Origin of the sequence: Phyllobacterium sophorae, assembly GCF_003010965.1 — a bacterium.
In the GTDB taxonomy this organism is placed as follows: domain Bacteria; phylum Pseudomonadota; class Alphaproteobacteria; order Rhizobiales; family Rhizobiaceae; genus Phyllobacterium; species Phyllobacterium sophorae.
The window spans coordinates 194006-206581 of record NZ_PGGM01000009.1; the positions used below are offsets into that span (position 1 = coordinate 194006).

Genomic DNA, 12576 nt, shown 5'->3' on the forward strand with positions numbered 1-12576 from the left:
CGCATCCGCACCGGATTTATTTCCAAAGCCTGAACCAATATGCATTGAGAAAGACAACCATGACACAGCACCCCTCAACTGCGAATGTTCTTGACGCGCTGCTTGACGCGATGGAACACCAAATCATTCCAATGACTGAAAAGGGCGTTGCTGCTGGCAACAAGATTTTCGGTGCAGCCTTGCTGCGCAAATCAGACTTTTCGGTCGTGCTCGCTGAAACCAATAATGAAACCGAAAACCCGCTCTGGCACGGCGAAGTCCATACGTTGAAGCGGTTTTATGAAGTCCATGGAAACGAACGTCCTGATCCGCGCGAATTGATCTTTCTCTCGACCCATGAACCCTGTTCGATGTGTCTTTCGGCGATCACCTGGGCCGGCTTTGACAATTTCTACTATTTTTTCAGCCACGAGGACTCGCGCGATGCCTTTGCCATCCCGCATGACCTCAGGATACTCAAGGAAGTTTTCACGCTGGAGCCCGGTGGCTACAATCGGGAGAATGCGTTCTGGAAGAGCTACTCTATCCACCAGATGATTGCAGAGCTTCCAGCATCGGAACGGGACAGGCTGCAAAGGCGCGCCACAGCGATCAGCGACAAATATTCCGAATTATCGGCGCGGTACCAGGCCGGCAAAGACAAGAACGCCATTCCGCTTAATTGACCAGGCTCAATCGATCGTTCAATTGGTTAAAGTAGGATCTGAACTATGTGAAAACAGAAAAATGGCCGCATTAAAGCGGCCATTTTCTTTGGGTTAGCGAATGAGAAATGGCTCGCGGTAGAAGTGCTCCTGCAGATTGACGCCGTCGCCTCCGCGGTCGATGACAACGAAATCCGAAACGCTCTCGAGCGGCGTCAAAATTCCGTGCCAGACATTGCGATGAATATTCACGCCCTGACCCGGCTTTGTCACAAAGGCCACCGGTTCGCTTGGGCCGTCAGGCTGCTCATGGGCCGCCACGACGAGGAATGGCTTTTGTGACAGCGGTACGAATGCCTGGCTGCCGAACGGATGCCGCTCTACCATTTCAAGTTTCAGCGGCAATTCATAGGGCTTGCCGCGCAGCAGGCTGATGAGCGTTTTCGCATTCCCGCCCGTTGTCTCGACCCTGGCCAAGTCGTGGTAACGCATACACATGCCGTGGTTGATCGGGAAGCGGTGTGCCCCTTCAGTCTCAATGACATCGCCGAAAGGCGCAAAGGCCTCCCGAGTCAACGGCTGAACGAATATCTCGCGCATCTGCTTATCCTTGATTGGTTCCGTGTTGCGATCTTCAACCGGGGAGCATGTTCTGGAGCCGCAGAAGCGCTATCCTCTCCACCTGACGGCATGCGGTTTCGAACTCGGTCTGGCGATCATTGCTAATCCGGTTCTGGAAGGCGGCAAGGATTTCGTCCTTGCTGCGACCCTTTACGGCGATGATGAATGGGAAGCCAAATGTCTCGACGTAGCGGGTGTTGAGCGTGGTGAACTGTTCGCGCTCGCTATCGGTCAGTGCATCGAGCCCGGCGGATGCCTGTTCCAGAGTAGAGCTCTCTGTAAGCCGTTTCGCTTGCGCCAACTTGCCGGCAAGATCGGGGTGCGCAATCAGAACGCCGAGGCGCTCCTCTTCGGAGGCAAATCGGAAAGCGGTCGCGAGTGCTGAATGAAGGCCAATGGCGCTATCATGCGCTGGCGAAAGTTCAGCGGCAAAAGTGCGCCTGGCAACCCAGTCGGAATGTTCGAAGATACCGCCGAAGCGCTCGACGAACGCTGCTTCATCAAGCGCTGACGGGCGGACGGCTTGCGGCACGTAGGGGTGATTTGCCGTCCAGTGCTGTGCAATGTCGATGCGACGGGCTAGCCACACTTTCTGGTGGCCTTGCACGTAATCGATGAAACGGGCGAGGGCTGCGACGCGGCCGGGCCGGCCGGCGAGGCGGCAATGCAGGCCGATGCTCATCATCTTGGGTGAGCCGGCTTCGCCTTCGGCGTAGAGCGTATCGAAGCTGTCCTTCAGATAGGCGAAGAACTGATCACCCGAGTTGAACCCCTGGGGGGTGGCAAAACGCATGTCGTTGGCGTCCAGCGTATAAGGGATGACGAGCTGATACCGACGGCCGGATTCGTGCCAGTAGGGGAGGTCATCCGCATAGGAATCGGACACGTAGTCAAAGCCACCTTCGGCGGTCACAAGATCGACAGTATTCACCGAACAACGTCCTGTGTACCAGCCACGCGGACGCGTGCCGGTCACTGCCGTGTGAATGCGGATCGCCTCCAGCATTTCCTCACGCTCGGCGTCCGGGGTGCAATCCTTGTAGTCGATCCACTTCAAACCATGGGATGCGATCTCCCAATCCGCATCCAGCATGGCGCGAACTTGCGCCGGGGAGCGCTGAAGGGCCGTCGCGACACCGTAAACTGTGACAGGCACGTTTTTCGCCGTGAGCAGACGATGCAGCCGCCAGAACCCTGCGCGGGCACCATATTCGTAGATCGACTCCATGTTCCAGTGCCGCTGGCCGGGCCAGGCCTGCGCACCGACAATCTCTGACAGGAACGCCTCGGAGGCTGCATCGCCATGCAATACGCAGTTCTCGCCGCCTTCCTCGTAATTGACGACGAACTGAACGGCAATGCGCGCATCGTCTGGCCAATTCGCTTGTGGTGCCGCAGCTCCATAACCATGCATGTCACGGGGATATCTCATGGTGCCGTCCCTCCTCGGATGCGCTCAACCCATCCCCTGAATACTCAAATAATATACGAACCATTCCCCCAGAAAATTTTGAAAGTCCTCCAAGCAAGCGCCGCCTACCCCGGGACCGGAACGGGATGCAAACTGGCGATGGAAAATCGAAAGTTCTCCTTGGGAGGGACGAACGCCTATGAGCCTACAGAACGAAGCAGCTGGACGCCTGACAACTCATGTGCTCGATACGGCTAGCGGCAAGCCTGCCGCCAAACTCCGGATCGACCTCTTCCGTATCGACGGCGATCGCCTGATGCCTTTGCACAGCACACGCACCAATGAGGACGGACGCTGCAACAAGCCGCTGCTCACCGGCGCGGATATGCGTTCGGGCGCCTACGAACTTCGCTTTCACGTCGGCGAGTATTTCGCCAGCGAACCGGTGACTGGCCAAACCCCGTTTCTCGACGTGGTTCCGGTCCGCTTCGGGATCGACGACGAAAAGGTGCACTATCACGTGCCGCTTCTCGTCGCGCCATTCGGCTACTCAACCTATCGCGGGAGCTGATGGCACATGGAAATCCAGATCCGCAACAGCATCCGGTTTCTGCTGAACGACAAAATGATCGAGCGGACAGACGTCTCCGCCACGGAAACACTTCTTGACTTTCTCCGGCTTGACCGAAAGTTGCGCGGAACCAAGGAAGGGTGCGCGGAAGGCGATTGCGGCGCGTGCACTGTGCTAGTCGGCCGACTGTTCAACGGCCAGCTCAAATATGAATCGGTAAATGCCTGCATCCGTTTTGTCGGTTCGCTCGATGGCTGTCACGTCGTCACAGTCGAGGCGCTCGCCGGAGCAGACGGGTCGCTGCATCCGGTCCAGCAGGCCATGGTCGATACCCACGCTTCCCAATGCGGCTTCTGTACGCCCGGGTTCGTCATGTCGCTCTACGGTTTGTGGATGCAGAATCCGCAACCAAATACCCAGGAGATCGAAAAGGCGCTGCAGGGTAATCTTTGCCGCTGCACTGGTTATGCGGCGATCATTCGTGCCGCCGAGAGTGTCTCGGCGGTCGGGGATTTGAAGAAGGATCCGCTGGTTGCTGAACGCGCACGCGTGACCGCACAGCTGCTGGCGTTGAAGGACAGCAAGCGCGTTGCAATTGGCGAGGGCAAGCAACAGCTTATTCTGCCCGCCAATATCGATGATTTTGCCGACGTGCTCGAGAATAATCCGGGCGCGACCATTGTCGCAGGCTCAACCGATGTCGGGCTTTGGGTGACGAAGTTCATGCGCGAGATCGGGCCGCTGATCTTCGTGTCGCATCTGGATGAGTTGCGCCAGATCAGCGAAGGCGTGGATGGGCTAACGCTCGGGGCAGGCGTCAGTTACACCGACGCCTATCCCGCCATTATTCGCCATTTCCCGCAATTGACGGAATTGTGGAACCGCATCGGCGGAGAGCAGGTTCGCAACATGGGAACGATCGGCGGAAACGTGGCCAATGGTTCGCCGATCGGTGATACGCCCCCAGCCCTGATCGGCCTGGGTGCGAAGGTTCTCCTGCGCAAGGGCAAAATCCGCCGCTCGGTTGCGATCGAGGACTACTTCATTGAATACGGCAAACAGGACCGTTCAGCCGGCGAATTCGTCGAAGCGATCCAGATCCCGTACCTCGGCGCCGATGATCTTTACGGCGTCTACAAGATTTCCAAACGCCTGGATGAAGATATTTCATCGGTCTGCGGGGCATTCCGGGTAGGTCTGGATGAACGCGGCCGCGTAGACAGTGCCGTTATTGCGTTCGGCGGCATGGCCGGGACGCCCAAGCGCGCCAAAGCCGTCGAACGAGCATTGACCGGCGCCGTCTGGGACGAAGGGACAATCGAAAAGGCAATCGCTGCTTTTTCCGACGATTTCGTGCCGCTGACAGATTGGCGAGCCTCCGCAGAGTATCGTCTGCTGGTGGCGAAGAACCTTTTGCGCCGTTTCTACCTTGAGACAGGCGGAGAGAAGAACGTGCGTTTGAACCGCTATGAAGCGGCGTTTGGGTGAGGAGCGCGCAATGAATTCAATTCAGCCGATCAGCCGTATTCGCGGTGGCGTTCATGAAAAGCAGCCGCATGAATCGGGTCACAAACATGTCTCCGGCTCGGCCGAGTACATCGATGACATACCGGAGCCGTCCGATACGTTGCACGCCTATCTCGGGCTGTCGCAACGCGCACACGCCGAAATCCTGTCTATCGACTTTGAAGAGGTCAGGGCCTGTGCCGGTGTCATCGGAGTTCTCACCGTCGAAGATATTCCCGGCCACAACGACGTGAGCCCCGCGGGCAAGCATGACGATCCGGTCTTTGCCATCGGCAAGGTCGAATTCCACGGTCAGCCCATCTTTGCCGTGATTGCTGAAACACGGCAGATTGCGCGGCAGGCAGCGACTAAAGTCAAAATCGAGTATCGCGAACTTGACCATGTCATTGACGTTCTGGAAGCGGAAAAGGCCAATTATCCGCTGGTGATCGATCCGTTAAAGCTAGAGCGCGGCGACATTGCTTCCGGGCTTGCGAGCGCCAAGAACCGTCTGAGCGGCGAGATGCGCATCGGTGGGCAGGACCACTTCTACCTGGAAGGTCACATTGCCTTCGCCATACCCGGCGAGGACGATGAGGTCACGGTGTTCTCATCGACCCAACATCCAAGTGAGACGCAGCATATGGTTGGCCACGTCCTCGGCGTTCCATCGAACGCCGTGACTGTTAACGTGCGGCGCATGGGTGGTGGTTTCGGCGGTAAGGAAACTCAAGCCAATCTCTTTGCGGCTGTCGCGGCTATCGCGGCCAAGAAATACCGCCGGGCTGTGAAAATCAGGCCAGATCGAGACGACGACATGGTTGCGACGGGCAAGCGCCACGACTTCCATGTGGCCTATGAACTCGGCTTTGATGATGCCGGCCGCATTGAGGCGGTTGATGCCACATTCTCGGCGCGCTGCGGCTTTTCTGCAGACCTGTCGGGTCCAGTGACGGACCGGGCGCTTTTCCACGCCGACAATTGCTACTTCTATCCGAATGTACGGCTGCGTTCGCGGCCTCTGAAGACCAATACCGTTTCCAATACCGCGTTTCGCGGTTTCGGCGGTCCCCAGGGCATGGTGGGCGGCGAGCGCATGATAGAGGAGATCGCCTATGCGCTTGGCAAGGATCCGCTGGAGATCCGCAAGGCAAATTTCTACGGCGGCGAGGGGCGTAACCTTACGCCGTATCATCAGACTGTCGAAGACAATATCATTCCGCAGATCATCATGGAGCTTGAAGAATCATCTGAATATGCCGCGCGGCGCGAGGCGATCCTCAACTTCAATCGTCACAGCCGGATTATCAAGCGAGGTATAGCATTGACGCCGGTGAAGTTCGGAATTTCCTTCACCAAAACCGAGTATAACCAGGCCGGTGCGCTGGTCCATGTCTATACCGACGGCTCGATTCATCTCAATCACGGTGGAACCGAAATGGGCCAGGGGCTCTACACCAAAGTGGCGCAGGTGGTAGCCGATGAATTCCAGGTCGACCTCGACCGCATAAAGGTGACGGCAACGACAACCGCGAAGGTACCCAATACTTCTGCTACTGCTGCGTCTTCCGGCTCCGATCTCAACGGCATGGCCGCAGCCAATGCGGCTCAACAGATCAAGGATCGCCTGGTCCAGTTTGCCATCGAGCAATATGGCGTCACGCGAGAACAGGTCTCCTTCGAGCCGAACATGGTTCGTGTCGGCGAGAGGTTCGTTCCATTCCCGGAATTCATCAAATCGGCCTATGGCGCCCGTGTGCAGCTCTCGGCAGCGGGCTTCTACAAGACGCCAAAAATCCATTGGAGCAGGGCAGAAGGCAGGGGCCGTCCATTCTATTATTTCGCCTACGGCGCTTCGGTGTCGGAAGTGAGCATCGATACGCTGACCGGCGAATATCAGGTCGATCGCTCCGACGTCCTGCACGATGTCGGCAAGTCATTGAACCCTGCACTTGATCTTGGTCAGGTCGAAGGCGCCTTCGTCCAGGGCATGGGCTGGCTGACAACGGAAGAACTGTGGTGGGATGCAAAGGGCCGGCTGCGCACGCATGCGCCGTCCACCTACAAGATCCCGCTCGCATCGGACCGGCCGCGCCAGTTCAACGTCAACCTTGCTAACTGGTCGGTCAACCGTGAGGAAACCATCCGTCGCTCCAAGGCTGTCGGCGAGCCGCCCTTCATGCTGGCGATTTCGGTGTTGGAAGCGATTTCCATGGCTGTTGCCAGTGTTGCCGATTATCGCATTTCCCCGCGTCTTGATGCGCCTGCGACACCCGAACGTGTGCTGATGGCGATCGAGCGATTGAGATCGGCTGGAGCAATTCCAGGAAAAGGTCCAGCCGGTTTTCCGTCCGGAATTGCGACAGCGCCATCCGGAAAGTGACGTTCCATGCCAACCAACCGCGAAGACATCAGAGATTTTCTCAACCGGCGGAAGGATGTGGTTCTCGTTGAGGTGAAAGCCGCCGACGGTTCGACGCCGCGCGAAGCTGGAGCCTGGATGCTGGTGGCGGCGGATCGCATTTTCGGCACGATCGGCGGCGGGCAGCTCGAGTACATGGCGATCGACCATGCGCGCAGGGTATTGAACAATGGAGCGGATGCGCAGGAGATAACCATCCCGCTCGGTCCGGAAATCGGCCAGTGCTGTGGTGGCCGCGTTGCGCTTGGTTTCATGTGCGTTGATCGGGGTGTAGCGATGACATTGATCGGGAAGGTCGACCTTGAGATTGCGCAGCGTCCGCATGTCTATGTTTTTGGAGCAGGCCATGTCGGCGACGCGCTGGCCATGGCACTGTCACTGGTACCGCTGCGCATCATATTGGTTGATACGCGCGAAGACGAACTTTTCGCCACCCAGGTTCCTGGTATAGAGACCTGCCTTACCGCCATGCCAGAAGCGGTTGTCCGCGATGCTCCGGAGGGAAGTGCCTTCGTGGTCCTGACACACGACCACGCACTCGACTTTCTGATCACGGCCGAAGCTTTGGCCAGGGACGATGCATCTTATGTCGGCATGATCGGATCGAAGACGAAACGCGCAACGTTCCGCAGCTGGCTGACGCGCGAGGTTGGCCGTCCCGAGATTTTTGACAGGCTTGTCTGTCCCGTGGGGGGAGCCGCTGTCAAGGACAAACGCCCAAATGTCATAGCGGCACTGGCGGCCGCTGAAATCATGACATCAGCGCTGAATTATCGCCGCAAGCCGGCGGCGGCCGTCAAGGTAGGCAAACGCGTTCCGGCATGAGCTACTCAAGCATCGCACTGACCAGGCGCTGGCAGCGTTCCGTCATGAAATCGATCATCAGCCGCACCTTCGGATCCTGAAATCGCTTGTGCGGGTAGATCGCGGCAAGTTGAATGCTGGCCGGCGGCGTATCCGTGAGGATTGCCCGCAATGTTCCTTCATTCAGATAGCTCTTAACCTCGAAGAGCGGCTTGTTGATGATGCCGCGACCCTCGAGCGCCCATTGTGTCAGCACATCGCCATCATCGGAATCGTAAGGTCCGCTGACTTCAAGCTTGCGCGTGCCTTCGGGCATCTGCAGCGTCCAGAAATACTCCTTGGAACCCGGATAGCGCAAAAGCAGGCAATCATGGTGGGCGGAGATCAGCTCGTCAGGTGTGGCAGGTGTACCCCGCCGCTCGAGGTAATTCGGGGACGCACAGATGACCCGCTCGCAATTCATGATGCCGCGCATGCGCAGATTGGAATCTTCAAGAATACCAAGCTTAAAAGCGACATCGACGCCTTCGCTCATGATGTCGATATTGTGGTCTGACAGCCTCAGCCGCACTTCAATGTCAGGGTATTTGTCGTGGAATTCAGGAATACCCGATGCAATCAAGCGGCGGCCAATGCCGAGCGGAGCGGTGATGCGGATCGCACCCTTGGGCTTTTTCGACAGGTCGGCAATTGCGGCCTCGGCCTCGTTGATAGCCTCGATGATCTTCACCGCGCCCTCGTAGAATACCCGGCCGTGTTCGGTCGGCGTCAGCTTGCGTGTCGTGCGATTGAAAAGGCGCACGCCAAGATGACGCTCGAGTTCCTTGATGCGATTGCTTGCGACGGCCGGAGAAGCGCGCTGATCGCGCCCGGCAGCAGAGAGGTTTCCAAGTTCGACGACGCGAACGAAAACACGAAGATTATCAAGGTAGGACATGGTTTTCGCTTACCCGCATACACTGTCTGATGATCTAACATTTTAAAGATTTTTTTGAAAGAGATGGGTACATTAGGGTGTTCCACATGAGCATAGGCTTTGGCACATACTCCCTGCGTTAAAAGGGAGCGCCGCATGTACGAATTCGCTATTGCCTGGGACTGGATGAACTTTGCGGTGCGCTGGTTGCATGTCATCACCGGTATCGCCTGGATCGGTTCATCCTTCTATTTCGTCGCGCTCGATCTCGGTCTTCGTCAACGCCCGGGCCTGCCTGCCGGAGCCCATGGCGAGGAGTGGCAGGTGCATGGCGGTGGCTTTTATCACATCCAGAAATATCTGGTGGCGCCCGAGCAGATGCCGGAGCACCTGACATGGTTCAAGTGGGAGTCCTATGCGACGTGGTTATCGGGCTTTGCCATGCTTTGCATCGTCTACTATGCCGGCGCCGATCTCTATTTGATCGATCCGCATGTTCTGGATGTGTCCCGTCCTGTTGCCATCGCGATTTCACTCGCCTCGATCTTCGGCGGCTGGGTCGTCTACGACACGATCTGCAAGTCGCCGCTCGGGAAGAACGATACACGTTTGATGGTTCTGCTTTACTTTGTGCTGGTCGGCATGGCGTGGGGTTATACCCAGCTCTTTACCGGGCGGGCCGCATTCCTGCATCTGGGAGCTTTCACGGCGACCATCATGTCCGCCAACGTGTTCATGATCATCATTCCCAACCAGAAGAAAGTCGTTGCGGACCTCATTGCAGGAAAGGTTCCTGATCCAATGCTTGGCAAGCAGGCCAAGCAGCGCTCCACGCACAACAACTATCTGACCCTGCCAGTGCTGTTCCTGATGCTGTCGAACCATTATCCGCTGGCGTTCGGGACGCAGTATAACTGGATCATTGCATCGCTTGTGTTCCTGATGGGGGTCACGATCCGTCATTGGTTCAATACCCGCCATGCCCGCAAGGGTGAGCCTACCTGGACCTGGCTGGTGACCGCCATCCTGTTCATCGTCATCATGTGGCTGTCCACAGTCCCGAAAATCCTTTCGGGTGAGGGGAGTGAGGAGAAGGTGTCCGCGACCCAACAGCCGTTCATCGCGGCTGAAGCCTTTCCCAAGGTGAAGGACACCATTCTTGGCCGCTGTTCGATGTGCCACGCAAAGGAGCCGGGCTGGGAAGGCATCATTGCGCCCCCGAAGGGCGTGGTGCTCGAAACCGATAGCCAGATTGCGGCGCACGCACGTGAGATTTATCTGCAGGCGGGGCGCTCGCATGCGATGCCGCCCGCCAATATCAGCGGCATTACCGAGGAGGAGCGGCGGCTGCTCGCCAGCTGGTACGAGACCACCGTTCAGGGAGGAACAATCCAATGAGCAAACTACTTTTACGCGGCCGGGTGCTGACTTTCGTCGATGAACCAAAGAGCATCGACGATCAGTCCGCCTTCAGCTATTTCGAGGATGGGGCAGTCCTGATCGACAACGGCAAAATCGTTGAAGCCGGCGAATATGCAGCGATTGCTTCGATTGCCGGTTCGCAGGCCGAGATAGTCGATCATCGCCCGCACCTGATCCTGCCGGGCTTCATCGACACCCATCTGCATTTCCCGCAGACTCAGGCGATCGCCTCCTATGGTGCCCAGCTGCTCGAATGGCTCAACACCTACATTTTTGTCGAAGAGCAGAAATTCTCGTCCACCGCCCATGCGGATTTCATTGCCGGACGGTTCATGGACGAACTGCTTCGTAATGGTACGACGTCGGCGGTTGCCTACTGCTCGGTTCACCCGGAAAGTGTCGACGCCTATTTCACCGCCGCCGAAAAGCGCAACATGCTCATGATTGGCGGTAAGGTGATGATGGATCGCAATGCACCCGATGCGCTGCGCGATACCCCGCAGTCCGGCTATGACGACACCAAGGCGCTGATCGCCAAATGGCACGGCCGTGGCCGTGCGCACTATGCCATCAGCCCGCGCTTCGCTATTACATCTACACCGGAACAGATGGACATGAGCCGCGCGTTGGTGCGCGAACATCCGGATTGCTATGTGCAGACGCATCTCTCCGAAAACAAGGACGAGATTGCCTTTGCTACATCGCTCTATCCTTCAGCGAAGGACTACACCGACATTTATGCCAATTATGACCTCCTCGGGTCAAACACGCTGCTCGGTCACTGCATCTTCCTTTCAGACCGGGAGATCTCGGCGCTTGCGGAGACGAGATCGGTCGCTGTCTTTTGCCCGACCTCCAACCTGTTCCTCGGCAGCGGGCTATTTGATCGCGATCGCTTCCGCAACTGCGGTGCCCGCATTTCGGTTGCGACCGATGTTGGTGGCGGGACCAGTTTCTCCATGCTGGAAACAATCAGCGAGGCCTATAAGGTCCTGCATGTGCAGGGACAGCATCTGTCGCCATTTGCCTCCTACTACATGATGACGCTTGGCAATGCGCGTGCCCTTGGCCTCGAAGACCGCATCGGTTCGCTGCATGCCGGTGCCGATGCCGACATTACCATTCTTGACAGCCGGGCCAAGCCGGCAATGGAATTGCGCATGAGCACTGCAACGACGCTGGCCGAAGAACTGTTCATCCTCCAGACCATGGGCGACGACCGGTCGGTCGCTGAAGTTTACGTTGCTGGCAAGCCAATGAAGAGTGGACTGGACAAGCCGGCCTTTACACATGCCCGCACACGGCAGGTAGCCGAATTGCAGACAGCCTGACGATAAGGTGGGAGCGAAATGCTCCCTCCTTATGTTTACCTATAGTTCGTCGGGTCTTCGACCCCCCATCGCCATCGTCAGTTCATCGGCGGTTTGGCGGATGACCGGCCCGAGCACGCCCAATTTATCCCTGGGCAGCCGAACTGCCGGACCGGAGATCGAAATACCGGCAATCGCTTCGCCGTGCTCGTTGAAGAGCGGCGCCGCGATACAGCGCATGCCGAGCGTGTGTTCCTCATCATCGATCGACCAGCCGCGCGTACGGATCTGTTGAATATCCTTCAACAAAGCAGGAAGTGTATCCAGAGTGTGGTCGGTGAAATGCGTCAGCGACTTGCCGCTGAGCATCTGACCTATATCAGTGTCAGACCAGGTCGAAAGAATAGCCTTGCCGATGCCTGATGCGTGAATTGGCCCGCGCCGTCCGGGACGAAAAAACGCGCGCATCGGCGCGTGGCTCTCGATCTGGGAAATGAAGACAACGTCACCTTCATCTTCAATGGCGATATTCGCCGTTTCCCCGCACTCATCCATCAGCCGCTTCAGGAACGGACGGCTGATCGATCCAAGCTTGCGGTAGCGCAGGAAGGCGTTGCCGATCTCGAAGGCGCGAACGCCGATCGTCCAGTCGCCTGATTCCGGATCGTGCGTCAGCATCCCGTGATTGGCGAGCGACGTCAGCAGCCGGTGGACTGTGGAGGGTGCCATGCCGCTATGGTCAGCGAGATCGGTCAGCGTCGAACCATCATTGTCGGCAATGATACCCAGCAGATTGAGGCTGCGATCCAAAACCTGGACGGAGGAGGGTGCCGAGTTTTCTCCAGCCTTCCGGCCTCGTTTTCCCTTCAATGATGTCGATTGCGAAGCCATGGATTCCCCGGTGTCCCGTTTCATTCAGCTCCCCTTGGCATAGCCGCCATCGTTTCAT

Annotated in this window: 11 protein-coding genes; 7 read left to right on the forward strand and 4 right to left on the reverse strand. The window is 57.5% G+C overall.

The features are described 5' to 3' along the window. The first annotated feature begins 59 nt into the window (after positions 1-59). The gene (locus CU103_RS19315) at positions 60-665 is read left to right on the forward strand and encodes a deaminase (protein WP_162707161.1); all 606 of its coding nucleotides are present in this window, start codon (positions 60-62) and stop codon (positions 663-665) included. Positions 666-758: 93 nt separating this feature from the next. Here the strand turns inward: CU103_RS19315 and CU103_RS19320 are convergent, their stop codons facing one another. Both CU103_RS19320 and puuE read right to left on the reverse strand, forming a co-directional pair. Beyond that, positions 759-1244 carry an ureidoglycolate lyase gene (locus CU103_RS19320; protein ID WP_106665671.1) on the reverse strand — a complete coding sequence of 162 codons (486 nt, stop codon included), beginning with the start codon at positions 1242-1244 and terminating at the stop codon, positions 759-761. Between the two features lie 34 nt (positions 1245-1278). Then, on the reverse strand, positions 1279-2697 hold the full coding sequence (gene puuE / locus CU103_RS19325; RefSeq protein ID WP_106665672.1) for an allantoinase PuuE: 1419 nt from the start codon (positions 2695-2697) through the stop codon (positions 1279-1281). A gap of 178 nt (positions 2698-2875) precedes the next feature. Here puuE and uraH point away from each other — a divergent pair, with 178 nt between their 5' ends. From uraH to xdhC, 4 genes are read left to right on the forward strand one after another with little or no spacing between them, the layout of a single operon-like run. Next, complete coding sequence (gene uraH / locus CU103_RS19330; RefSeq protein ID WP_106665673.1) at positions 2876-3247, forward strand: hydroxyisourate hydrolase; 372 nt, start codon at positions 2876-2878, stop codon at positions 3245-3247. A 6-nt stretch (positions 3248-3253) separates the two neighbouring features. Continuing rightward, the gene (gene xdhA, locus CU103_RS19335) at positions 3254-4735 is read left to right on the forward strand and encodes a xanthine dehydrogenase small subunit (protein WP_106665674.1); all 1482 of its coding nucleotides are present in this window, start codon (positions 3254-3256) and stop codon (positions 4733-4735) included. A gap of 10 nt (positions 4736-4745) precedes the next feature. Beyond that, positions 4746-7136, forward strand: a complete 2391-nt coding sequence (gene xdhB, locus CU103_RS19340) for a xanthine dehydrogenase molybdopterin binding subunit (RefSeq protein ID WP_106665726.1) — start codon at positions 4746-4748, stop codon at positions 7134-7136. A gap of 6 nt (positions 7137-7142) precedes the next feature. Continuing rightward, positions 7143-8000, forward strand: a complete 858-nt coding sequence (gene xdhC / locus CU103_RS19345; protein ID WP_106665675.1) for a xanthine dehydrogenase accessory protein XdhC — start codon at positions 7143-7145, stop codon at positions 7998-8000. Position 8001: 1 nt separating this feature from the next. Here the strand turns inward: xdhC and CU103_RS19350 are convergent, their stop codons facing one another. Next, entirely contained in the window at positions 8002-8916 is a 915-nt protein-coding gene (locus CU103_RS19350; protein ID WP_106665676.1) for a LysR family transcriptional regulator, read from the reverse strand. Between the two features lie 135 nt (positions 8917-9051). On the opposite strand from CU103_RS19350, the gene CU103_RS19355 reads away from it, so the two are divergent. After that, entirely contained in the window at positions 9052-10293 is a 1242-nt protein-coding gene (locus CU103_RS19355; RefSeq protein ID WP_106665677.1) for a urate hydroxylase PuuD, read from the forward strand. Beyond that, a complete protein-coding gene (gene guaD, locus CU103_RS19360; RefSeq protein ID WP_106665678.1) occupies positions 10290-11648 on the forward strand; it encodes a guanine deaminase in 1359 nt (452 codons plus the stop codon). Before CU103_RS19355 ends, guaD begins: the two co-directional genes overlap by 4 nt. A 39-nt stretch (positions 11649-11687) precedes the next feature. On the opposite strand, the gene CU103_RS19365 is transcribed toward guaD, so the two are convergent. Next, positions 11688-12542 (reverse strand): IclR family transcriptional regulator, encoded by an 855-nt coding sequence (locus tag CU103_RS19365; protein ID WP_106665679.1) that lies wholly within the window; start codon positions 12540-12542, stop codon positions 11688-11690. Positions 12543-12576: the final 34 nt, after the last annotated feature.

Excerpts from the sequence above, each read along its gene's own strand:
- xdhB (WP_106665726.1), top strand. The coding sequence starts at position 4,746 with ATGAATTCAATTCAGCCGATCAGCCGTATTCGCGGTGGCGTTCATGAA.
- xdhC (WP_106665675.1), top strand. The coding sequence starts at position 7,143 with ATGCCAACCAACCGCGAAGACATCAGAGATTTTCTCAACCGGCGGAAG.
- guaD (WP_106665678.1), top strand. The coding sequence starts at position 10,290 with ATGAGCAAACTACTTTTACGCGGCCGGGTGCTGACTTTCGTCGATGAA.
- CU103_RS19350 (WP_106665676.1), bottom strand. The coding sequence starts at position 8,916 with ATGTCCTACCTTGATAATCTTCGTGTTTTCGTTCGCGTCGTCGAACTT.
- CU103_RS19365 (WP_106665679.1), bottom strand. The coding sequence starts at position 12,542 with ATGAAACGGGACACCGGGGAATCCATGGCTTCGCAATCGACATCATTG.
- xdhA (WP_106665674.1), top strand. The coding sequence starts at position 3,254 with ATGGAAATCCAGATCCGCAACAGCATCCGGTTTCTGCTGAACGACAAA.
- CU103_RS19355 (WP_106665677.1), top strand. The coding sequence starts at position 9,052 with ATGTACGAATTCGCTATTGCCTGGGACTGGATGAACTTTGCGGTGCGC.
- CU103_RS19315 (WP_162707161.1), top strand. The coding sequence starts at position 60 with ATGACACAGCACCCCTCAACTGCGAATGTTCTTGACGCGCTGCTTGAC.
- puuE (WP_106665672.1), bottom strand. The coding sequence starts at position 2,697 with ATGAGATATCCCCGTGACATGCATGGTTATGGAGCTGCGGCACCACAA.
- uraH (WP_106665673.1), top strand. The coding sequence starts at position 2,876 with ATGAGCCTACAGAACGAAGCAGCTGGACGCCTGACAACTCATGTGCTC.
- CU103_RS19320 (WP_106665671.1), bottom strand. The coding sequence starts at position 1,244 with ATGCGCGAGATATTCGTTCAGCCGTTGACTCGGGAGGCCTTTGCGCCT.